This window comes from Paenibacillus sp. PvR098, assembly GCF_017833255.1.
Lineage (GTDB): Bacteria > Bacillota > Bacilli > Paenibacillales > NBRC-103111 > Paenibacillus_G.
The window spans coordinates 2,974,682-2,996,596 of the sequence record NZ_JAFIBU010000001.1; the positions used below are offsets into that span (position 1 = coordinate 2,974,682).

Here is a 21,915-nt window from a genome sequence, read left to right on the forward strand (position 1 = left end):
TTTGTCCGTCGCCCTACAGACGACATGGACTCCATAGAAAGGAGGTGATCCAGCCGCACCTTCCGATACGGCTACCTTGTTACGACTTCACCCCAATCATCTACCCCACCTTCGGCGGCTGGCTCCCTTGCGGGTTACCCCACCGACTTCGGGTGTTGTAAACTCTCGTGGTGTGACGGGCGGTGTGTACAAGACCCGGGAACGTATTCACCGCGGCATGCTGATCCGCGATTACTAGCAATTCCGACTTCATGCAGGCGAGTTGCAGCCTGCAATCCGAACTGAGACCGGCTTATAAAGATTCGCTCCACCTCGCGGTTTCGCTTCTCGTTGTACCGGCCATTGTAGTACGTGTGTAGCCCAGGTCATAAGGGGCATGATGATTTGACGTCATCCCCACCTTCCTCCGGTTTGTCACCGGCAGTCAACTTAGAGTGCCCAACTGAATGCTGGCAACTAAGTTCAAGGGTTGCGCTCGTTGCGGGACTTAACCCAACATCTCACGACACGAGCTGACGACAACCATGCACCACCTGTCTCCTCTGTCCCGAAGGCCTACGATATCTCTACCGTATTCAGAGGGATGTCAAGACCTGGTAAGGTTCTTCGCGTTGCTTCGAATTAAACCACATACTCCACTGCTTGTGCGGGTCCCCGTCAATTCCTTTGAGTTTCACTCTTGCGAGCGTACTCCCCAGGCGGAGTGCTTATTGTGTTTACTTCGGCACCGAGGAATCGAATCCCCGACACCTAGCACTCATCGTTTACGGCGTGGACTACCAGGGTATCTAATCCTGTTTGCTCCCCACGCTTTCGCGCCTCAGCGTCAGTTACAGTCCAGAAAGCCGCCTTCGCCACTGGTGTTCCTCCACATCTCTACGCATTTCACCGCTACACGTGGAATTCCGCTTTCCTCTCCTGCACTCAAGCCACCCAGTTTTCGGTGCGAACCGGGGTTGAGCCCCGGGCTTAAACACCAAACTTAAGTAGCCGCCTGCGCGCGCTTTACGCCCAATAATTCCGGACAACGCTTGCCCCCTACGTATTACCGCGGCTGCTGGCACGTAGTTAGCCGGGGCTTTCTTCTCAAGTACCGTCACCCTCAGAGCAGTTACTCTCCGAGGCGTTCTTCCTTGGCAACAGAGCTTTACGATCCGAAAACCTTCATCACTCACGCGGCGTTGCTCCGTCAGACTTGCGTCCATTGCGGAAGATTCCCTACTGCTGCCTCCCGTAGGAGTCTGGGCCGTGTCTCAGTCCCAGTGTGGCCGATCACCCTCTCAGGTCGGCTACGCATCGTCGCCTTGGTGAGCCATTACCTCACCAACTAGCTAATGCGCCGCAGGCCCATCTGTAAGCCACAGCTTGCGCCGTGTTTCTTGATCTCCCCATGCGGAGAAACCAGCTATTCGGTCTTAGCTACCGTTTCCGGTAGTTATCCCGATCTTACAGGCAGGTTGCCTACGTGTTACTCACCCGTCCGCCGCTAACTTATCCCGAAGGATAAATCCGCTCGACTTGCATGTATTAGGCACGCCGCCAGCGTTCGTCCTGAGCCAGGATCAAACTCTCCATTAAGAAAAGCTGATTGAAAAGCTCATTGCAATGCTGGCGAGAATCAATTGATTCTCTATTTAATGCACTCACTCGTTGTTCAGTTTTCAAAGGGCAATTCTTCATCGTTTTTCGACTTCGTTTTCTCATTCCCGCCAAAAGCGACTTGATTAATATATCATATCAACCTAGTTAAATGCAAGCATTATTTTTCAATCATTTTTTTGCTTGCTGTCTTTCTTTCTTTTAACGAACATCTGCCGCAAAAGCGACAAGAAGTAATATAACAAATTGCAGAATACAATGCAACTGGTATATTTACCCACAAAAAAAGTATGCCCTGCAGCTTAGCTGCAAAGGCATACTCTTGATTCCTTTATTCGCCCTGACGCTCACGCATCAATGGGAAAAGCAGTACATCGCGAATGGATGGGGCATTGGTCAGCAGCATAACCAAACGATCGATACCGATGCCGAGGCCACCTGTTGGCGGCATACCATATTCCAGGGCGCGAACGAAATCTTCGTCCATCTCATGCGCTTCGTCATTACCTTGCTCCCGCTCCACCAGCTGCGCTTCAAAACGTTCGCGCTGATCGATCGGGTCGTTCAACTCGGTGAATGCATTCGCGTGCTCGCGCGCAACAATAAACAGCTCAAAGCGGTCGGTAAACCTCGGATCCTGATCATTCTTCTTTGCCAGCGGCGAGATCGCTACCGGATGGCCGGTAATAAACGTAGGCTGAATTAATGTTTGCTCGACGAACGTCTCAAAGAACTGATTCACGATATGGCCATAGGTCATCATCGGCTCCACAGGTACCTTGTGCTCTTTTGCAAGCCTATGAGCTTCTTCATCACTGATATCAGCGCTAAAATCAACGCCGACTACTTCTTTAATCGCATCCACCATAGAGACGCGGCGCCAAGGCGGGGACAAATCGATTTCTTGGCCTTGGTACGTAATTTGGGTCGTGCCGAGAACTTCCTGCGCAATATGGGCAATCATTTCTTCGGTGAGCTTCATGATATCGTGATAATCGGCGTAAGCCTCATACAGCTCGATCATAGTGAACTCCGGGTTATGCCGCGTGGAGATACCTTCATTACGGTAAACGCGCCCGATCTCATACACTTTCTCCAAGCCGCCTACGATCAATCGCTTCAAATGAAGTTCAATCGCAATCCTCATGTAGAGCTGCATGTCCAGTGCATTATGGTGCGTAATGAACGGCCGTGCCGCCGCGCCGCCGGCAATAGCGTGCAAGGTTGGTGTTTCCACTTCCAAATACCCGAGGGAATCCAGATAACGGCGCATCGATTGAATAATTTTGGAACGCGCAATAAACGTTTGCTGAACGTCCTGATTCATAATCAGATCGACGTAACGTTGACGGTAGCGAAGCTCGACATCCTTCAGGCCGTGGTATTTTTCCGGGAGGGGCAGGAGTGACTTAGAGAGCACCTCCAATGATTTTGCTTTAATAGACAGCTCCCCGGTCTTGGTCTTGAATACCGTACCGCGAATGCCAATCAAATCACCGATATCGAGTAAATCATATGCACGATATTTCGTTTCACCAACCGTATCAGCCCGAACATAAATTTGAATTTTTCCCGTAATATCCTGCAAATGCGCAAAACCTGCTTTACCCATCTCCCGCTTCTGCATGATCCGTCCGGCAATGCTCACTTCAGCGGAAAGCGCTTCAAGCTCTTCCTTCGTCTTTTCCTCATAAGCTTTAAGAATTTCGCCCGCATGATGCGTTCTTTCGTACTTTTGTCCGAACGGGTCGATTCCCATGCCGCGCAGCTCGTCCAATTTATTGCGTCGAATTTGCAGCAACTCGTTCAATTCCAATTCCACAGTCATGTTTCCAACTCCTTGATTCATAAAATAAACGTGTACACCCATTCTATAGGAAAAAAAGCTTCCCACGGAAGCTTTTTTTATCCCAATTACTTCTTAATGTCTACGATTTCATATTGTATGACACCTGCAGGTACGTTAACGTCGACAACAGATCCTTTGCGCTTGCCAAGAATGGCTTTGCCAACCGGACTTTCATTGGATATTTTATTCTGGAAAGGGTCCGATTCCGCTGTACCTACAATGGAATACTCCACAATGTCTCCGAATTCGAGATCCTTCAGAATAACGATGGAACCCACATTTACCGTTTCGGTATCGACTTCGTCATTGTTAATGATCCGCGCATTGCGCAGCATTTTCTCCAAAGTAATGACCCGGCCTTCTACGAAAGCCTGCTCATTCTTGGCATCCTCATATTCGGAATTTTCACTGATATCACCATAACCGATTGCCACTTTAATCCGTTCAGCCACCTCGCGGCGCTTGACCGATTTCAAATGTTCCAGTTCTTCCTCAAGCTTTTTCAAACCTTCCTGCGTGAGAATGACTTCTTTTTCGGCCATGCTACTTATCTCCCGTCGTGTGAAAGATTTTCATAATTCGAGCTCCATCGAGTATGAATTCACTAATAATTACTATATGAACGCGCTGACGCTTCATGTCCTTGATGCCCTGCGCTAATCAATTATTGACTGATTATATTTCAAGCCTAACCAAATGTCAATGTACGCCAAACATCCCGTTATCGTCCATTTTCCTTCGGTTTAATGGACCGTAGCAGCACGGTCTTCCAATGATTCGACATAATCATTCAATAGCTGCACCATCGCTTCCCGCTTCGTCTGCTCCATAATGGCATCCTTGATTCGGGCTCCGCCATGAAGACCTTTAAGATACCAAGCCAGATGCTTACGCATTTCTTTGACGGCCACGGATTCTCCCTTTAAAGCGGTTAAACGATCCAAATGCAGAATGGCAATACGAATTTTCTCCTGCGGGCTAGGTTCATCAGGAAGTTCCCCATGGGTCAGATACTGGATCGTACGGTACAGCATCCAGGGATTACCCAAAGCAGCCCGGCCGATCATGACGCCGTCCACACCGGTGTGATCCAGCATTCGCTTGGCATCCTCCGGGGTAAAAACATCCCCGTTCCCGATGACGGGAATCGATACGGCCTCTTTCACCTCTTTGATGATATCCCAGTTGGCGTGACCCGTATACATCTGCACGCGGGTCCGGCCATGTACGGACACCGCTGCGCCTCCACCGTTCTCTACAGCCTTGGCATTCTGCACGGCATAAACATGATCGTCATCCCAACCGATGCGCATTTTCACCGTGAGCGGTTTGCTGACCGCCTTCGATACGGTGGATACCATTTGCTCGATTTTACCGGGATCCAGCAACCATCGTGCCCCTGCGTCACACTTGGTGATTTTAGGAACAGGGCAGCCCATATTGATATCAATAATATCCGCGTTCGTGTTCTGATCGACATATTTCGCAGCTTCCACCAGCGTTTCGGTATCTCCACCGAAAATTTGCAGGCTGAGCGGCTTTTCCCGTTCATCCACGTAAAGCATCTCCAACGTGCGGTGATTGCCGTGCAGGATCGCCTTATCGCTCACCATTTCGGCACATACGAGGCCGGTGCCGAATTCCTTGGCGATTAAGCGAAACGCAGGGTTGCACACCCCCGCCATAGGAGCCAAAACCACTTTGTTTGGTGCGGTTACATTACCTATTGTTAGCATGAGTCTATCTCCTTTCCGGTTGGATTAAGAATAATACGTTTTTACGCCCGCAGAGGAAGACAGCTCTTCCGGTTCGATGCTGAGCGCATCAGATATTTTGCGAATCATTTTTAGATCGGCCTTACGGGTTCCGCGTTCGATGGAGCCGAGTACGGCAATCGATACATCGAGCTTCTGCGCCAATTCGGTCTGCGTAAACCCTTTTAATTTGCGAAAAGCGCGGATGCGCTGCGCTAATGCGTTCTTTTCCACAATCTGACGCCTTCCTTTCCTTCCATCCGCTCAAGCTGCTTGCTCCATTGTTCCACCTGTATCGGATCCCGAAGCGACATCACTTCAATTAGCGGCACAAGCACAAAGGCACGTTCCATCATACGCGGATGCGGCAGGATCAAATCAGGACTGTCTTGCGACCGCTCTCCGAACAGCAGCAAATCCAAATCAATCGTTCGAGGTCCCCATCGAATATCCCGCTTGCGGTTTAATCGCAGCTCAATGTCCAGCATTCGTTCGAACAATCGTTCGGGATCAAGCGTCGTGCTAACTTCCACTACCTGGTTCAAAAATTGGGCTTGGTCCACATACCCGACCGGATCAGTCTCATATAATCCCGATTCCCCGGTTACCCGTACTTCTGCAGATTCCTGCAAAAACCGCACCGCATCCCGTAAATAGCGCTCCCGGTCTCCCATGTTGGAGCCCAGACCGATGTATGCGAATGCAGAAGACCCGGATGTACCTTCATTGCGTGAGTTCATAGAATGGAAGCCCGCTTTCTGTGAATTTCAACCGTCACACCGTCAAAAACAATCGCAAAAGGCGGGTGAGGCTTCACCACACGAACGGTAATTTCATTTATATTAGTATAAGTTTGCAGAAGTTCAGATGCAATATCTTCGGCAAGCGCCTCGATCAACTTGAACGTCTTCTGCTCGACAATTCGTTTGATTAATTCGTATATTTCGGCATAATTCACTGTATCCTCGAGCCGATCAGAGCGCCCGGCTTGATCGAGCGGAAAGTAAAGCTCGGTATCTACATAAAAGCGCTGACCCAACTTGTTTTCTTCAGGAAAGACACCGTGGTTTCCGAAAAAGGACATCCCTTTTAACATCATTTTGTCTGCCATTACCCGTGCCTCCTCTTATGCCGTCATGCGAAGCCCATCGTCCTTTAGCGCTGACGGAGGATCGCATCGGTCATCTCCGCCACCCGCTTCATGGCTTTTACGTCGTGGACCCTCATGATGCGGCAACCCTGAGCAATGCCAAGCGCAACCGTAGCTGCCGTACCCTCGATGACGTCGTCCGGGGGAAGGTTCAGCGTATGACGTATCATGCTTTTGCGGGAGGTTCCGAGCAGTACCGGATACCCTAAAGCTGCAATCCGGTCCAGGTGGTTCATCAGCTGCAGGTTTTGTTCAAGCGATTTGGCAAATCCGATGCCCGGGTCCAAAATAATTTGTTCATCACGGATTCCTGCCGCATGCGCTCTTTCGACCGTCAGCTGCAGGTCTTCCAAGACGTCTTGGATAAAGTTAGCATACTCCGCTTCAGTGCGATTATGCATCAGGACGATCGGACACCCGTATCGGACGGACACTTCAGCCATCGCAGCATCCCTTTGCAGGCCCCAAATATCGTTGATGAGGTTGGCCCCCGCTTCCAAAGCTTGTCTCGCTGTTTCCGCTTTATAGGTATCAACGGAAATCGGTGCCGTGATGCCCGCTTGTCTCAACACTTCAATTACCGGGATCACACGCCGCAGCTCCTCTTCCAAAGGTACAGGCGCAAACCCGGGCCGAGTGGACTCCCCGCCGATATCGAGGATGTCCGCGCCTTCCTGCAGCATAAGCTCCGCACGAGCAACCGCTGAGGCCGGATCAATGTAGCGCCCGCCATCGGAGAACGAGTCGGGAGTGACGTTCAGTATTCCCATAATCAATGTACGATCGTTCAGTTGGCTGCAGATGCTCCCCAACTGAAGCTCATCATTATTACGCACGATCATTCCTCCTTGCCGCCGCTGCTCTATAAGCCTGAAGCAATCGCATTGTCGTTGGCCCTACCGATCCGGAGCCTATACGTTGGGCCTTGCCGGTTTCATCGAACAATGTCGTGATGGGAACGAGCTCCTGTATGGAATTCGTTACGAAAACCTCATCGGCTTCAAGCAGATCGTCCCAGTCGTATAGGCCTTCCGACACGTTCAATCCTTCGCTTTCCGCTGCAGAGATAACATACCTTCTCGTGACCCCGGGCAACAGTCCGGTTTCCACTGCAGGTGTGTACATCGACCCTTGACGTAGGAAAAATACATTACTCACAATGCCTTCGCACAGATGGCCCCCCGCATCCAGAAATAATCCTTCTGCCCCGGCAGCCCAAGGGTAGCGTTTCATTTCTTTTTTGGCCAGAATGTTGTTCATATAATGTAGCGACTTTAACCTGACCGTTCCTTCCGGCGTACTGCGGCGCAGCTTGAGAAGCTGCAGCGCTTTCCCTTCACGATAGACGACAGAATCCATTGGAGGCAGAGACTTCACATAAAGCACTTCGACCGGCTTCTCATAGGAACCCGCCGGCAAACCTAGCACATTAACCCCGGCCGTAACCGTCAATCGAAAATAAGCATCGTGGAGACGGTTCAATTCCAACAGACGGCCAATCCTCCGCTTCAATGCCTCCAGATCCGGCTGGCAGACCATGTCGAGTTCCCTGCAACCGGACGCCAAACGCTCCAAGTGCCATTCCAGCAAAAAAGGTTGCCCCCCGTACGTTCGAAATGTTTCAAACAAACCCATCCCGTAAAGAAAGCCATGGTCGTATACGGAGACCACAGCCTGGTTTTCCTCTATGCAATTGCCGTTCACATCGATAATCACGCTTGACCCACTGCCGTTTCTTTCAGAAAGTTCCGGAGCATTTGGTGCCCGTGATCCGTAACAATCGATTCCGGATGGAATTGTACCCCTTCAATCCGGTATTCTTTATGACGAAGCCCCATAATTTCGCCTTCCGCCGTGTGAGCGCTGATTTCCAGGCAGTCCGGAAGCGTCTCTTTCTTGACAATTAATGAATGATACCGGGTCGCGGTAAAAGGGGACGGTAGGCCTTGGAATACACCTTTTCCATCATGATATATGGCCGAGGTCTTGCCGTGCATTAGCCGTTCCGCGCGAATAACATCTCCGCCGAACACTTGTCCGATCGATTGGTGGCCGAGGCAAACACCCAATATAGGAATTGTTCCTTTGAAATGCTCGATCAGACTAAGACTGATCCCCGCTTCATTCGGTGTGCATGGCCCCGGGGAAATGAGAATATGATCCGGCTTCAACGCCTCAATGCCCGCAAGATCGATCTCGTCGTTGCGGCGCACTTCCACCTGTCCCCCCAGCTCACCTAAGTATTGAACCAGATTGTACGTAAACGAATCGTAATTATCGATTACCAATATCATGGATTTTCCCTCCCGTGGTACAATGGTTTCCGTTCGCTGTATTGAATCGCCTTCCACATGGCTTTAGCTTTATTGATAGATTCCGTGTACTCTTTCTCCGGAACAGAGTCGATCACGATCCCTGCACCGGCCTGTACATAACCTACGCCCCCCGCTGCAACCAATGTTCGTATAACAATATTAAATTCCATATCCCCGTTATAGTCAATCCAGCCGATCGAACCGGTATACGGGCCTCGCCGAACGGGCTCGAGCTCTTCTATGATTTCCATTGTACGGATTTTCGGAGCGCCCGTAATCGTTCCTCCTGGGAAGGTCGCAGCAATGACATCATAAGCATCCCGCCCCGCCGCCAGCTGCCCTTCTACTTGAGATACGATGTGCATGACATGGGAGTAATATTCGATGACCATAAAATCTTTGACCCGTACAGTGCCGTAAGTGGAAATGCGTCCCACATCGTTGCGCTCCAAGTCGACCAGCATAATATGTTCTGCCCGTTCCTTCTCATTGTGGATCAGCTCATCGGCGAGCCTGCGATCCTCTTCCGGGGTAGCCCCCCTCGGGCGGGTTCCCGCTATAGGACGGGTACGGACCGCTCCCCGCTCCAGCTGTACCAGCAGCTCCGGCGAGCCGGAAACGAGGTGAAAATCGCCGAAACGGAGCATACCCATGTAGGGAGAGGGATTCACAAGCCGAAGCCATTCGTAGATCTCCTCCGGCGGTGCTTCCAGCGCTTTGTGCTGACGTACCGATAAATTGACTTGGAAAACGTCCCCCGCCCCGATATAATCACGAATTTGGCGAACAGCTTGGATATAATCTTCTCTCGGAAAGTCAGTCCTAAGTCCGGGAATGGCGTCGACATCCACCTGAAGGTCGTCCTCTTCCATTATACGACGCTGCTCGTCCAATCTTTGCAGCATCTCAGGATCGGAGTTTGCAGAAATAATCCGGTCCCAAATGCGCTTCATTCCCTCCACAGCTTCCCCCGCTTCGAGATAGCGTCTTCGAAGCCACGAGTCTTCTCCATTTTGTTCCGCTGGACAAAATATGTTTACAGAGCAGTACAGCAGCTGATCCTCATGATCGATGACCCAGAGCTCGTCCACCCGCATGAAGGCGTAATCAGGCACAGGCAAATCCGCTTTGGCACGAACCGGCAAACGCTCAATCGTGCGGATAACATCGTATCCCCAAAAACCAAGACAGCCGCCTACCCATTTGGGGGCTCCTTCCACAACCGGCGAGCGAAAAGGTTCCATCCATCGCTTTACGAGCTCCAGTGGAGCACCGTGCCAGCGCGATTGGGTACCATCTTCCCCGGTGACGGTTGCCGTCTCATCCGAACCCTCAATAAAAGATGCCGACTTCAGACCGAAGAAGCTGTACCTGCCCCCTTTGCCGCTCTCCAGCACGAAGGATTCCCGCCCCGCTTGTTCCCAGGCACTAGCCCAGGACAAAGGCCTTGTTTCACTCAAGGGAAAGCTCTTAACATAAGGAAGCACGGAGTGGCTGCCTGCCCACTGCTGCCACTGCTCATATGAAGTCAATATCATGGCCATCCGCCCCCCCCCCTAAAAATCGCTTCTCAATAAAGATATTGGGATTAGTATACTTGAAAACGAGAATAAAAAAAAGCCTGCTCAGCCGAGCCGAGCAGGCTTATGATTCCTTGATTAGTCTTCGAATTGATACAACGGTGTGGACAGATAGCGTTCGCCGTTACTCGGAATGACCGCTACGACACGCTTACCTGCGCCAAGCTCCTTCGCCACCTTCAGTGCGGCGAAAATCGCTGCGCCGGAGGAAATACCTCCCAAGATGCCCTCTTCCTTCGCCACACGGCGGGACGTTTCGAACGCTTCTTCGTTCTCAACAGTGATAACTCCGTCGTACACGTTCGTATTCAAAATGTCCGGTACGAAGCCTGCGCCGATGCCTTGAATTTTATGCGGACCCGGTTTACCTCCGGACAATACAGGAGAAGCCGATGGCTCAATTGCGTAGACCTTAACGTTCGGGAAGTTCTCCTTCAACACGCTGCCGGCGCCTGTGATCGTTCCGCCCGTTCCGATTCCTGAGATAAAGGCGTCAAGCTTGCCATCGTGGGATTTGATCGCTTCCACGATTTCCGGACCCGTCGTTTCGCGGTGAACTTTTACGTTCGCCTGGTTCTTAAATTGCTGCGGCATGAAGTAGCCAGGGTTCTCGGCCACAATATCTTCTGCACGCTTAATCGCGCCCTTCATTCCTTCCGCTCCCGGTGTCAGCACCAACTGCGCACCGTAAGCGCGAAGCAGGTTGCGTCGCTCCATGGACATGGTTTCCGGCATTACCAGAATCGCTTTGTATCCTTTAGCCGCAGCGACCATGGCCAGACCGATTCCCGTGTTGCCGCTTGTTGGCTCCACAATCGTATCACCCGGTTTAATGCGTCCCTCTTGTTCTGCCACGTTAATCATGCTGATGGCGATCCGGTCTTTTACACTCGCCCCCGGGTTTTGGAACTCGAGCTTTACATAAACCTCTGCGCTGCCTTCCGGTACGACACGGTTCAATTTTACAAGCGGCGTATCCCCAATTAATTCAGTCACATTTTGTACTAGTCTGGCCATTCCGTTATCCTCCTCAAGTTCGTATCAAAATATCCGAGTATTTTGCTAGGTATTATAAATTTATCTTATCAACCCTTAAGGAGGTTGTCAATACACATTTTCCCACGTCAATCTTTTTAGAAAGATTCCCTAAGCGTTACATTCCATTTCTTTCGAAGCCTCTCCAGCGCGTCATTCAATGGCGGCGCTTCGCGCAAAGCAAGCTCCTTGCGAACCTGCTCACGCAGAACTTCCGGGCTGCCCTTTGACTGCTCCTTCCGTTCCGCAACCCGAACAATCACATACCGCCCATCAGCCTCCATCGGCTTGCTGACTTCTCCTGGTTTGAGAGAGATGGCTGCTTCCATTACCGCCGGATGAATGAACGGATCATCATCTTCGAGCCATCCGAGGTCTCCACCGCTATCACGCGTAGCATCGTCAAGCGAACGTTCCTTGGCTACTTGAGCAAAATCCTCTCCCCTAGCCAAGTCGTCAAGCGCTCTCTGAGCCTGCTCCCGGTTCGCTGCCACAATATGCTGCAGCCGAAGCTGAACACGGGGCTCGAACTCTTCTTGGTGAGCACCCATATATGCTGAAACCTCTTGATCGGTAATGATAATTCCCTGAATCGTAATTTTGTCGCCCAGCAATTTGTGGTACACATCGTTCTTCAAAGCTTCAGGGGTAAACCCTAGCTGCTCTCTCATCAATTCGTAGAACTGGCTCTCACTGTCATAGCCCTGCTGCATTCGTTTCAGTTCCTGCTGAACCTCACTTTCGCTCACCAGAATTCCTTGAGTCTCAGCCTCTATACGAATAACTTCCTGATCTATCATATGGTCCAGCTGCTGGTGTCCATGCTTTTGAAGCAGCTGCTTCTTTACATCTCCAAGCGTGATGTTCTTGGTTCCGACAGTAGCAACAATGCGCGCCTCTCCGTCATCCTGAGATTGGTCCGAATGTTTGTCTGGATCGGGTTGTTGTAAGGTATGGGCCGTCAGTGCGGAGGAGAGGATAACAACTGCGATCAGCAATACAACAATCAATCCCCATAAAACCTTCACGTTTCGCATATCCTATCCCCTCATATGGTGGCTCTCTATATCTTCGGACAGAGCGCCTCCGCCCGATGCTTCTCATGGCCTACAAGGTCTGAATCAGGACCTTCAAGTCATCCCCGCTGAAATGATACTTCTCATTGCAAAAATGGCACACTACTTCCCCTTGACCTTCCTCTTTGAGCATCTCCTCCAGCTCCCCGCGTCCCATACTGATCAGGGTTTGCTCGACGCGTTCGCGAGAGCATTTGCACTGGAAGCGGACATCGTCTAAGCGTTCAAGCACTTTGGCTCCAGGGAGCAAGGTTTCCATAATGGATTCCAGTGAATCACCCCGATCGAGCAGCGTAGTGATGGGAGGCAGCGTACTGAGCTCTTTCTCGATCTGTGCAATTTCCTCATCTTGAAGCCCAGGAAGCAGCTGGATGATGAACCCTCCAGCCGTTTTTACTGAATAATCAACGTCAACGAGTACCCCCAAAGCAACGGCCGAAGGAGTCTGCTCCGACTTAACAAAATAATAAGTAAAATCCTCGGCCAGCTCCCCGGAGATAATCGGTACGCTCCCCCGGTAAGGTTCCTTCAAGCCAAGATCTTTCGTTATATACAAAAAGCCTTCGGTGCCGACAGCGCCGGCCACATCCAGCTTGCCAATGGCATTCAGCGGCAAATCCACCGCGGGGTTATCTACGTATCCCCGCACTTCCCCTTTAGCATTGGCATCAGCCACGATCTGGCCGACAGGCCCGCCACCTTTCACTTGTACCGTCAGCTTCTCTTCACCCTTCAGCATGATACCCATCATAAGAGCTGCCGTTACCGTGCGTCCCAGAGCTGCCGTTGCAGTCGGTGTTGTGAGATGCCTGCGCCGGAGCTCTTCTACAATTCCAGTCGTTTTCACAGCAAATATCCGCACTTTGCCTTCATACGCCGTTGCTCTGATCAAATAATCCTGCATGATGCCGCTCCTTCTCTATTTACCGAAATATGGCTTTGCAGCACTACACTTTATCCAATATTCCGTTCATAAATAATTTGCAATCCCTGCAGTGTAAGCAGCGGATTGACCAGTTCAATGGTACGCGATTCGCTTGATATTAACTCCGCTAAACCGCCTGTCGCAATAACCTTCGGCTCGGAGCCAAATTCTTGTTTGATTCGGTCCACGATGCCATCCACCTGCCCGGCAAAGCCGTAAATGATGCCCGCCTGCATGGAAGCGATGGTATTGCGTCCAACCACGCTTTTCGGTTTCGTTAGCTCAATGCGGGGCAGCTTGGCCGCGCGTTGGTATAAAGCTTCCGTCGATATGCCGATCCCGGGCGCTACCGCACCTCCGATGTACTGTCCGCCTTCATCGATATAATCGAAGGTAGTGGCCGTTCCGAAATCGACTACGATACAAGGAGAACCATACAGCTCGATAGCTGCCACGGCATTTACAATCCGGTCCGCTCCGACTTCCTTCGGATTCTCGTAGCGGATATTCAGACCCGTTTTGATTCCAGGCCCTACAATCAGAGGCGTTTTCTTTAAGTATTTTAAACATAAATGCTCAAGCACAAACATAAGTGGAGGTACGACCGAAGAAATGATGATCCCTTCTACCTGCTCCAGGCGAATATCCGCATGGCGGAATAAATTCACCATCATCATGCCGTATTCGTCCGTGGTGGCCGACCGGTTCGTGCTCAGCCGCCAGTGGTGCAGCAGTTGCTTTCCCTCGTAAATGCCGAGTACTATATTGGTGTTGCCCACGTCCACCACCAGAATCATGCACGGTCCTCCTTTTTCCCCTTCTGTTCATTCAAATCCAAGCTGATGTCGAGCGACTGAACAGAGTATGTCAGTCTGCCCACTGCGATAACGTCAACGCCGGTTTCAGCGACGGTACGCACGTTCTCGAGCGAGACGTTGCCCGATGCTTCTACAATGATATGCGGGGCCTTGCTTTTAATGCGCTGTACCGCTTCCTTCATTTGTTCCGGCGGCATATTGTCCAGCATGATGATATCGGGTCCTGCTCCCAAAGCTTCATCCAGCTGTGCGAAGTTTTCCACTTCGAGTTCAATCTTCATTGTGTGAGGAATGTTGGCTCGAGCAGATTGAATCGCCTTCGTGATGCCTCCGGCACCCTTGATATGATTGTCCTTGATCATAACAGCGTCATATAAACCGAAGCGATGGTTATGCCCTCCGCCGACACGAACGGCGTATTTCTCCAGCATACGGTGGCCCGGAGTCGTTTTTCGCGTATCGACCAACCGCGAGGACCGTCCCTCCAGCCGCTCGACAAATTGGCTTGTCCGAGTAGCAATACCCGACATCCGCTGCAGCAAATTCAGCGCCAACCGCTCTCCAAGCAGGATGCTCTGGGTCCTGCCGCTGACTTCCGCAATAATCGTTCCTTTCGTTACAACGTCACCATCGCTCGCCTTAGCTTCAAACAGAAGCAGAGGGTCGACCAGGGCAAAAACCGCCTTCGCGACGGGAAGGCCTGCCACAACTCCGTTATCCTTCATATGGATAATCCCTTTGGACTTCGAATCGAAAGGGATCGTTGTCATCGTCGTCACATCGCCCATGCCGATGTCTTCTTCCAGCCACCGCTTTAAGCTTTCATTCAATACGGTTTGATTCAACTCAAACATCATCGCTTCTCCCTTCCTTAATACCGTTCACCCGGCTGAACACCGTATGCTTGCGCCATACCAGGTCGTCTCTTTCCGGGAAATCTTCTCTGTAGTGTCCCCCGCGGCTTTCCTCCCTAATCAATGCTGCCTGAGTGGTCAGAAGTCCGCAAATGAGGAGATTGGCGAATTCGTACTCTTCCCGCTTGGACAAGCAATTGTCCAAAAAAGACAGGTGACGCCTAAGCTCTTCATATCCTTTTGTCAATCCCTTAGCATGCCGCTTTAGCCCCGCGTAACGAAGCATCAGCTTCTGCAACTTAAGCTTTTTCTCGACTACCGGCTGAATGGAGTTGTCTTTTGAACGCTGCTCCTCCCGTATATACGGTACCGCTTCCACCGGAGGTAGCTTTTCGATCCGTTCCACAATCCGCCGACCGAAAACAATCGCTTCGGATAGAGAGTTGCTGGCGAGCCGGTTGCCTCCGTGAACGCCGGTGGAGGACACTTCCCCGCATGCGAATAAGCGCTGCACCGTGGTTTCTCCGTATAAATCCGTCTCTACTCCGCCCATCATATAATGCGCTGCCGGAGCAACCGGAATCCAGTCGGAAGACAAATCGAGCCCGTAATTTAAGCAGAATTCATAGATCGTAGGGAAACGGTTCTTCACCGACTCATGCGATTCATGGGTAAAATCGATATAAACGAACGTCGATTTCGTCTGCTCCATCTCGCTGACAATGGCGCGTGCAACGATATCCCGAGAAGCAAGCTCCAATTGGGGATCATACCGCTCCATAAAACGCTCTCCTTTGATGTTACGGAGCACGGCACCCTCACCCCTTACGGCCTCTGAGATCAGAAACCTAGGGGCCCCCGGGTAGCATAATGCTGTAGGATGGAACTGTACAAACTCTACATCGCGTATATCTGCCCCTGCACGGTACGCGATAGCGATTCCGTCGCCCGTGGCAATCTCTGGGTTCGTCGTGTAACGAAACAACTGCCCCGCGCCGCCTGTGCACAGGATAGTCGCTTTGGCGCGCACAAACACCCTCTGCCCATCCGGTTTTTGCACCAAAGCGCCGTAACATACGCCGTCCTCGGTGATCAAGTCGACAACGAAATGGTCATCCCATAGCTCTATGTTCTTTTCCTGCTTCGTCTTCTCCGAAAGTGCACGTACAATCTCCGCTCCGGTCGCATCGCCCTGGGCATGCAGAATACGCCGCTGGCTGTGGGCCCCTTCCTTAGTTAACGCATAACGGCCGTCCTCCATATCGAATTCGGTACCCATACGGATCAAATCCGTTACACCTGCCGGACCTTCATGAACAAGAACATCCACCGCCGCTGAAGAGCACAGCCCTGCACCGGCAATAAGCGTATCCTGCCGATGGTAAGCAGGAGAATCCTCGTCCGATATGACGGCTGCAATGCCACCCTGAGCGTAACGAGTATTGCTGTCTAGCAGTGATTTTTTCGTCGCCATGATCACTTTATGCTTCTCGGATACCTTCAGAGCGGTAAAAAGACCGGCGATTCCCGCGCCGATCACAATGACATCTGTATATACATGAGGCAGCTTCTCTAGATCAAAATTAACCAAATACCGAGGTATCATTAGCTTCCGACCCCACCCGTCCAAGAAGAGAAGTAGCGCATGCTACTTGACCTGCAACATGCGCTCCAAGGATGCTCTGGCCTCATCGGCCACGTGCTGTGGCACATAGATTTGGGGACTGTTCGTCTCCAAACACTTGACCACCTTTTTCAAATTGTTCACTTTCATATTAGGACAAACCAAATATTTCGTGGCAAAATGGAACGTCTTGTCCGGACTGTCAAGTCGCAGCTGGTAGCCGGTTCCATCTTCCGTACCCACGATAAACTCTTGGCAATCCGATTCTTTACAGTATTTAATAATACCCGTAGTACTCCCTACAAAATCGCCAAGCTTCACAACTTCCGGACGGCATTCAGGGTGAACCACGAATTGCGCATTCGGATACTGGGCTTTCATTTCCTCTACATCTTTGACGGTCAACATGTCATGAGTGTTGCAGTAACCTTCCCAGATAATCATCTTTTTGTCGGTGAATTTGGAAACGTAATCACCTAAGTTTTTATCGGGAACCCAAATGATTTCATCCGAATCGACCGAGTTGATAACCTTGATCGCATTCGCAGATGTACAGCAAATATCGGTCTCCGCCTTGATCTCAGCCGATGTGTTGATATACGCAACGACCTTGGCATTCGGATGCTTGCGCTTCAACTCCCGAAGACCATCCACATTGACCATATCTGCCATAGGACAACCGGCTCTTTCATCCGGAATGATCACGGTTTTGTTCGGAGCCAGAATTTTCGCGCTTTCCCCCATAAAGTGAACACCGCAAAAAACGATGACATCGGCATCCGTTGATGCCGCTTTTTGCGCCAATAAGAAGGAGTCCCCCCGAAAATCAGCTACTTCTTGAATTTCGTCACGTTGATAATAATGAGCAAGAATTATAGCATTACGCTCTTTTTTTAGTTGGGCGATTCGTTCCTTCAGCTCTCGCTGTTGCTCCGCCTTTCGCTCCAATGCTAATGCTTCCATGACGCACCATCCTTTTCTGTGCACCCGCAGCCGACTCGGAAACTCATTTCATCAGCTGAAACGGTCTGGTGAAATTGTTCACAAAGCTTATAAAGATTTACACCTAATTTACACAACTGATAAGGCTATGTCAATCTTTAAATAGCTACAAAAAGGTCGGAAAAATCGTATTTATACGACGTCTCTACAACCATACCCAGCCTCAAGTCAAGTTTCGCTCGCAGCAGGCCTTTTAACCTCTCCGGAAAAGAAAAAAACCGATGCCGTTACCAGCACCGGTTATATCATATTTCTCTCTATTTATCTTTATCTTCCTCTTCGTTTTTGGAATATATTTTATCCAAATCCGATTTATTCTCTGTGCTTTCCTGCGATGGCTGGCCTTGGATGTTCACTTTCACTTCCTCGGACTTAGGTTCAGATAAACTTTCCTTTTCCAAAGGCGGCAGCGAACCCTTCTCGAGCAGCTCCTTGATTTGATCCTTCTCGAGGGTTTCTCTCTCGATCAAGGTTTCCGCAACAAGACGAACCTGGTCTTTATATTGGGTCAAGGTTTCTTTAGCCCGTTCGTAGCAAGCACGAATCATGGATTGCATCTCTTGGTCGATTTCGTAAGCAATGGCATCACTATAATTCTGCTCATGCCCGAAATCGCGGCCCAAGAACACCTGACCTTGTGCTGTGCCGAACTGCATCGGCCCTAGCTTATCGCTCATCCCGAATTCCATAATCATGCGGCGTATAATGCCAGTAGCCCGTTGGAAGTCGCTGTATGCGCCGGTCCCGATTTCTCCAATGAACAGTTCCTCGGATACACGGCCTGCAAGAAGTCCGGTAACTTTATCGAGCAGCTCGGACTTCGTCTGCATCATTTTGTCTTCGCCTTCCTTCGGCAGCATCATGACGTAACCGCCTGCGCGACCGCGCGGAATGATCGTAACTTTATGCACCACATCGGCGTTCTCAACATGGAGACCAACGATCGTATGGCCTGCCTCGTGGTAAGCAACCATCTTTTTCTCGCGATCGCTGATAATCCGACTTTTCTTCTGAGTCCCGACGATCACGCGGTCGAAGGCCTCTTCGATTTCAGACATCGAGATGTCCTTGCGGTTGCGGCGGGCTGCAATCAGCGCGGCCTCATTCAGCAAATTCTCAAGATCCGCACCTGTGAATCCGGTCGTATAGCGGGACAATTGCTCCAGCTTGACGTCTTTGTTCAGCGGTTTGTTGCGGGCATGCACCTTAAGAACCGCTTCACGGCCCTTCACATCTGGACGATCTACTGTAATCTGTCGGTCAAAACGGCCTGGACGAAGCAATGCTGGATCAAGAATATCCGGGCGGTTCGTCGCGGCAACGATAATAATCCCTTCGTTCGCGCCAAATCCGTCCATCTCCACCAGGAGCTGATTGAGCGTCTGCTCGCGTTCGTCATGTCCGCCACCCAAACCGGCACCGCGCTGACGACCTACAGCATCGATCTCATCTATAAAAATAATACAAGGGGCGTTCTTTTTCGCATTTTCAAACAAATCGCGTACACGAGATGCACCGACACCGACGAACATTTCGACGAAATCGGAACCGCTGATGCTAAAGAACGGTACACCGGCTTCACCGGCCACAGCTCTGGCGAGCAACGTTTTCCCCGTACCCGGAGGCCCGTTTAACAGAACCCCTTTCGGAATGCGAGCACCCACCGCCGCAAATTTGCGGGGATCCTTCAAAAACTCCACAACTTCAACTAACTCTTGCTTCTCTTCATCGGCTCCGGCGACGTCCTCGAAGGTGACACGTTTCTTCTCTTCATTATAGAGCCTTGCTTTGCTCTTTCCGAAGTTCATCACCTTACCACCGCCACCCTGGGCCTGATTCAGTAAGAAGAAGAACAGGATGAAGATGATCACAAACGGGATGATGGAGGTGAGGAAACTAATCCAGACATTGTCCCCTTCCATTCTCTCGATGTAAATATTCCCCGGGGGAATGTCGCTGGATTCAATCAAACGGAAAATTTGCGGGTCATACGGCGCACGGGATTCGAAATTTTTATTTTCCGACGTTTGTGCTGTTTTATATGTCCCTCGAACTAAATACGTTTGAGCATCGTACTTGACGATGATCGATTCGACATTCTTTTCCTCTAAGGTTTGTCGGAGCTGATCGTAGCTAATGATATCCTGCTGATCATTCTGCGTGCTGATAAAATGAACGATTCCGACGGTAACCAAAAAAATGAGCAGATAAAAGCCTGTATTGCGAATAATGCGATTCATTCCCTACCTCCTCTCAGGCAAACGGCAACTTTGTATATTGTACCACAGCAGGTCTTGGCATCTCAAGAAATGCTAATGGGAGTACACTTCCGGTTTCAAAACGCCTACATACGGCAAATTGCGGTACTTCTCACCGTAATCCAGACCATAACCAACCACGAACTCATCCGGAATGACGTAGCCTTTATAGTCTGCGTCCAAATCCACAGTCCTACGCGCCGGCTTATCAAATAAAGCAGCTATAGTAATGGATTGGGCATTGCGTCTTTCGAGTACATCGATCAGATAGCTTAAAGTCAACCCGCTATCGATAATATCCTCAACGATTAGCACGTGACGGCCTTCTACGGAGATGTCGAGATCCTTGATGATTTTGACGACACCCGAAGATTTGGTTGAGACGCCATAGCTGGACACCGCCATGAAATCAATTTCCAGCGGAATCGAAATCTGTTTCACCAGGTCGGCCATAAAAATGAAGGCACCCTTAAGAACGCAGATCACAAGAGGATTGCGTCCCTCAAAATCGCGGCTGATGAGTTCGCCCATTTCCTTCACTTTGTCTTGAATTTGCTGCTCGGAGTATAGTACTTCCTGTACGTCGTTTTGCAAAAGAGATCCTCCTACTTTATTTAGATGAAATCCATGTCAAGCTTCATATGTACCCTACGTTTCGTTCCATTGCCTGTTACGGCAAGCCCTGACCGCCGGACTCCGGGAAGCCATAAAATGTGACCTTCTGCATCCGTAAGAATCGGGATTTTTTCCCTCAGGCTCATCGGAATTTTGCTGTCGATGAACATATCCTTTACTTTTTTCGACCCGTTTAGTCCAAGCGGCCGCATTCGATCTCCGGGGTGACGGCTTCGAAAAATAATAGGGAAGACCAGTTCATCCGCATCGAAGCAAGCTGAATACGGACCTCCCATCTCCGGCTTTTCCGTTGTCCCGTTAAGCCATCGAAGATCCACTCGAACCCCCGTCTCGGGAATCAGCAGCTCCGGCTGGTTCTCCTTGACCTCATAGACATAGGGTGAGGGTGATAACACCATCGTATGTACAGCGATTTGATCATATTCCCTGCTGATCGTAATGTTCTGTCCGATCACCCGCCTAAAATTAGTCGGCTGCTTACTAAGCACGGCCATCCGAATCTGCTCGATTTTGAGGAAATCAATCGAATCGGAAGCGGAAGCAAGATAACTTAATATTAGTTTAATCAATCGCCTTTGTAAAGCAACATGTACCCCGCCAAACCACGCTGCGCTCCAGGCCCAGGAATCGCTTTTCCGGCTTACATGACGCTCACAAAGCCGCCGGGCTTCCACTTCCAAATAATCATCCTCTCCCGCCATCATTTCGGCCAATCGATTCAAAGCGGAAGGAAGCTGGTCATTGTACCGAGAAAGAAAAGGCAGCACATCCAATCGCACTTGATTGCGAAAATATTTCGTTTGGAGATTACTGCTGTCCGTACAGTAGGTTAAGCCGTGTGCGGAGCAATAGTGCAGAAGCTCTGATTTGTATATACGTAACATAGGACGAATAAGTTCCACATCATTTTTTTCTCTTCGTTTGACCGGGATACCCGCCAGCCCTGAAGGACCCGTTCCACGCAGTAGTCGCATCATGACCGTTTCCGCTTGATCATCCGCGTGATGCGCGAGCGCGATGCGTCTGGCCTGATGGCGCAACGCCGTATCCAGCAAAAAGGCATAGCGTTTGTCTCTTGCGGCAACCTGTGTGCTAAGCCCGGTTTCTTCTATATAGCGCGGCACATCAATGAAGACTGATTCCAAAGGAAGGCCAAGCCGATGCGCCAGCTCGCTCACCAGCTCCGCCTCGCGTTCGGATTCAGCGCCCCGAAATCCGTGATTTACATGAGCGACGGTCAGCCTCCAGCCATAACAATCGGACAACGCAAACAGGAGGTGAAGCAGCGCTACGGAATCGGGTCCCCCCGACACCGCCACGACGACCCCGTCCCCCGGTTCTATCAGCTTTTCGTCTCGTATGCACCGCTCTACCTTCGTAGCTAATGTTTGTGCCGTCTCCATCCCATGTCCCTCTCGCTTCCCCAATGGCCCGTTTCTT

General features: G+C 50.7%; 20 protein-coding genes and 1 rRNA gene. All 21 read right to left on the reverse strand.

Going from position 1 to position 21,915, the window contains the following annotated elements; genetic code table 11:
• Nucleotides 1-37: 37 nt before the first annotated feature.
• The 21 genes from JOE45_RS14785 to tilS all read right to left on the reverse strand — a co-directional run bounded on the left by JOE45_RS14785 (nt 38) and on the right by tilS (nt 21,878).
• A 16S ribosomal RNA gene (locus JOE45_RS14785) occupies nt 38-1,578 on the reverse strand.
• Nucleotides 1,579-1,930: 352 nt separating this feature from the next.
• The gene (lysS, locus tag JOE45_RS14790) at nt 1,931-3,427 is read right to left on the reverse strand and encodes a lysine--tRNA ligase (RefSeq protein ID WP_210019511.1); all 1,497 of its coding nucleotides are present in this window, start codon (nt 3,425-3,427) and stop codon (nt 1,931-1,933) included.
• 86 nt (nt 3,428-3,513) lie between these two features.
• Nucleotides 3,514-3,990, reverse strand: coding sequence for a transcription elongation factor GreA (greA, locus tag JOE45_RS14795; RefSeq protein WP_210019510.1), 477 nt, complete (start codon nt 3,988-3,990; stop codon nt 3,514-3,516).
• Between the two features lie 201 nt (nt 3,991-4,191).
• A complete protein-coding gene (dusB, locus tag JOE45_RS14800) occupies nt 4,192-5,184 on the reverse strand; it encodes a tRNA dihydrouridine synthase DusB (protein WP_210019509.1) in 993 nt (330 codons plus the stop codon).
• A gap of 24 nt (nt 5,185-5,208) precedes the next feature.
• Nucleotides 5,209-5,436 (reverse strand): helix-turn-helix domain-containing protein, encoded by a 228-nt coding sequence (locus JOE45_RS14805; protein WP_210019508.1) that lies wholly within the window; start codon nt 5,434-5,436, stop codon nt 5,209-5,211.
• Nucleotides 5,418-5,942 carry a 2-amino-4-hydroxy-6-hydroxymethyldihydropteridine diphosphokinase gene (folK, locus tag JOE45_RS14810; RefSeq protein ID WP_210019507.1) on the reverse strand — a complete coding sequence of 175 codons (525 nt, stop codon included), beginning with the start codon at nt 5,940-5,942 and terminating at the stop codon, nt 5,418-5,420. Before folK ends, JOE45_RS14805 begins: the two co-directional genes overlap by 19 nt.
• Entirely contained in the window at nt 5,939-6,313 is a 375-nt protein-coding gene (gene folB / locus JOE45_RS14815) for a dihydroneopterin aldolase (RefSeq protein ID WP_210019506.1), read from the reverse strand. The genes folK and folB overlap by 4 nt, the downstream gene beginning before the upstream one ends.
• Nucleotides 6,314-6,357: 44 nt before the next feature.
• The gene (folP, locus tag JOE45_RS14820; RefSeq protein ID WP_245247328.1) at nt 6,358-7,122 is read right to left on the reverse strand and encodes a dihydropteroate synthase; all 765 of its coding nucleotides are present in this window, start codon (nt 7,120-7,122) and stop codon (nt 6,358-6,360) included.
• A 58-nt stretch (nt 7,123-7,180) separates the two neighbouring features.
• Nucleotides 7,181-8,068, reverse strand: a complete 888-nt coding sequence (pabC, locus tag JOE45_RS14825; protein ID WP_210019504.1) for an aminodeoxychorismate lyase — start codon at nt 8,066-8,068, stop codon at nt 7,181-7,183.
• Nucleotides 8,065-8,646, reverse strand: coding sequence for an aminodeoxychorismate/anthranilate synthase component II (gene pabA, locus JOE45_RS14830; RefSeq protein WP_210019503.1), 582 nt, complete (start codon nt 8,644-8,646; stop codon nt 8,065-8,067). Before pabA ends, pabC begins: the two co-directional genes overlap by 4 nt.
• A complete protein-coding gene (locus JOE45_RS14835) occupies nt 8,643-10,205 on the reverse strand; it encodes an anthranilate synthase component I family protein (protein WP_210023288.1) in 1,563 nt (520 codons plus the stop codon). The genes pabA and JOE45_RS14835 overlap by 4 nt, the downstream gene beginning before the upstream one ends.
• Nucleotides 10,206-10,325: 120 nt before the next feature.
• Nucleotides 10,326-11,264 carry a cysteine synthase A gene (gene cysK / locus JOE45_RS14840; RefSeq protein WP_210019502.1) on the reverse strand — a complete coding sequence of 313 codons (939 nt, stop codon included), beginning with the start codon at nt 11,262-11,264 and terminating at the stop codon, nt 10,326-10,328.
• A 116-nt stretch (nt 11,265-11,380) separates the two neighbouring features.
• Entirely contained in the window at nt 11,381-12,319 is a 939-nt protein-coding gene (locus JOE45_RS14845) for a peptidyl-prolyl cis-trans isomerase (RefSeq protein ID WP_210019501.1), read from the reverse strand.
• 70 nt (nt 12,320-12,389) lie between these two features.
• Nucleotides 12,390-13,262, reverse strand: coding sequence for an Hsp33 family molecular chaperone HslO (gene hslO / locus JOE45_RS14850; RefSeq protein ID WP_210019500.1), 873 nt, complete (start codon nt 13,260-13,262; stop codon nt 12,390-12,392).
• A gap of 50 nt (nt 13,263-13,312) precedes the next feature.
• Nucleotides 13,313-14,080 carry a type III pantothenate kinase gene (locus tag JOE45_RS14855; RefSeq protein ID WP_210019499.1) on the reverse strand — a complete coding sequence of 256 codons (768 nt, stop codon included), beginning with the start codon at nt 14,078-14,080 and terminating at the stop codon, nt 13,313-13,315.
• Nucleotides 14,077-14,958 carry a carboxylating nicotinate-nucleotide diphosphorylase gene (nadC, locus tag JOE45_RS14860; protein ID WP_461479732.1) on the reverse strand — a complete coding sequence of 294 codons (882 nt, stop codon included), beginning with the start codon at nt 14,956-14,958 and terminating at the stop codon, nt 14,077-14,079. The genes JOE45_RS14855 and nadC overlap by 4 nt, the downstream gene beginning before the upstream one ends.
• On the reverse strand, nt 14,948-16,561 hold the full coding sequence (nadB, locus tag JOE45_RS14865; RefSeq protein WP_210019498.1) for an L-aspartate oxidase: 1,614 nt from the start codon (nt 16,559-16,561) through the stop codon (nt 14,948-14,950). Before nadB ends, nadC begins: the two co-directional genes overlap by 11 nt.
• A gap of 42 nt (nt 16,562-16,603) precedes the next feature.
• A complete protein-coding gene (gene nadA, locus JOE45_RS14870; RefSeq protein ID WP_210019497.1) occupies nt 16,604-17,542 on the reverse strand; it encodes a quinolinate synthase NadA in 939 nt (312 codons plus the stop codon).
• Nucleotides 17,543-17,838: 296 nt separating this feature from the next.
• A complete protein-coding gene (ftsH, locus tag JOE45_RS14875; RefSeq protein ID WP_210019496.1) occupies nt 17,839-19,821 on the reverse strand; it encodes an ATP-dependent zinc metalloprotease FtsH in 1,983 nt (660 codons plus the stop codon).
• Nucleotides 19,822-19,893: 72 nt separating this feature from the next.
• The gene (hpt, locus tag JOE45_RS14880; RefSeq protein WP_210019495.1) at nt 19,894-20,433 is read right to left on the reverse strand and encodes a hypoxanthine phosphoribosyltransferase; all 540 of its coding nucleotides are present in this window, start codon (nt 20,431-20,433) and stop codon (nt 19,894-19,896) included.
• A gap of 20 nt (nt 20,434-20,453) precedes the next feature.
• Nucleotides 20,454-21,878 (reverse strand): tRNA lysidine(34) synthetase TilS, encoded by a 1,425-nt coding sequence (gene tilS, locus JOE45_RS14885; protein WP_210019494.1) that lies wholly within the window; start codon nt 21,876-21,878, stop codon nt 20,454-20,456.
• Nucleotides 21,879-21,915 lie beyond the last annotated feature (37 nt).

What these genes read in the sequence shown, in the direction of transcription:
- lysS (WP_210019511.1), bottom strand. Translation starts at nt 3,427, where the DNA reads ATGACTGTGGAATTGGAATTGAACGAGTTGCTGCAAATTCGACGCAAT.
- hslO (WP_210019500.1), bottom strand. Translation starts at nt 13,262, where the DNA reads ATGCAGGATTATTTGATCAGAGCAACGGCGTATGAAGGCAAAGTGCGG.
- folP (WP_245247328.1), bottom strand. Translation starts at nt 7,122, where the DNA reads ATGGGAATACTGAACGTCACTCCCGACTCGTTCTCCGATGGCGGGCGC.
- ftsH (WP_210019496.1), bottom strand. Translation starts at nt 19,821, where the DNA reads ATGAATCGCATTATTCGCAATACAGGCTTTTATCTGCTCATTTTTTTG.
- tilS (WP_210019494.1), bottom strand. Translation starts at nt 21,878, where the DNA reads ATGGAGACGGCACAAACATTAGCTACGAAGGTAGAGCGGTGCATACGA.
- cysK (WP_210019502.1), bottom strand. Translation starts at nt 11,264, where the DNA reads ATGGCCAGACTAGTACAAAATGTGACTGAATTAATTGGGGATACGCCG.
- pabA (WP_210019503.1), bottom strand. Translation starts at nt 8,646, where the DNA reads ATGATATTGGTAATCGATAATTACGATTCGTTTACGTACAATCTGGTT.
- JOE45_RS14855 (WP_210019499.1), bottom strand. Translation starts at nt 14,080, where the DNA reads ATGATTCTGGTGGTGGACGTGGGCAACACCAATATAGTACTCGGCATT.
- greA (WP_210019510.1), bottom strand. Translation starts at nt 3,990, where the DNA reads ATGGCCGAAAAAGAAGTCATTCTCACGCAGGAAGGTTTGAAAAAGCTT.
- nadB (WP_210019498.1), bottom strand. Translation starts at nt 16,561, where the DNA reads ATGATACCTCGGTATTTGGTTAATTTTGATCTAGAGAAGCTGCCTCAT.
- dusB (WP_210019509.1), bottom strand. Translation starts at nt 5,184, where the DNA reads ATGCTAACAATAGGTAATGTAACCGCACCAAACAAAGTGGTTTTGGCT.
- nadA (WP_210019497.1), bottom strand. Translation starts at nt 17,542, where the DNA reads ATGGAAGCATTAGCATTGGAGCGAAAGGCGGAGCAACAGCGAGAGCTG.
- JOE45_RS14845 (WP_210019501.1), bottom strand. Translation starts at nt 12,319, where the DNA reads ATGCGAAACGTGAAGGTTTTATGGGGATTGATTGTTGTATTGCTGATC.
- folB (WP_210019506.1), bottom strand. Translation starts at nt 6,313, where the DNA reads ATGGCAGACAAAATGATGTTAAAAGGGATGTCCTTTTTCGGAAACCAC.
- JOE45_RS14835 (WP_210023288.1), bottom strand. Translation starts at nt 10,205, where the DNA reads ATGATATTGACTTCATATGAGCAGTGGCAGCAGTGGGCAGGCAGCCAC.
- folK (WP_210019507.1), bottom strand. Translation starts at nt 5,942, where the DNA reads ATGAACTCACGCAATGAAGGTACATCCGGGTCTTCTGCATTCGCATAC.
- nadC (WP_461479732.1), bottom strand. Translation starts at nt 14,958, where the DNA reads ATGATGTTTGAGTTGAATCAAACCGTATTGAATGAAAGCTTAAAGCGG.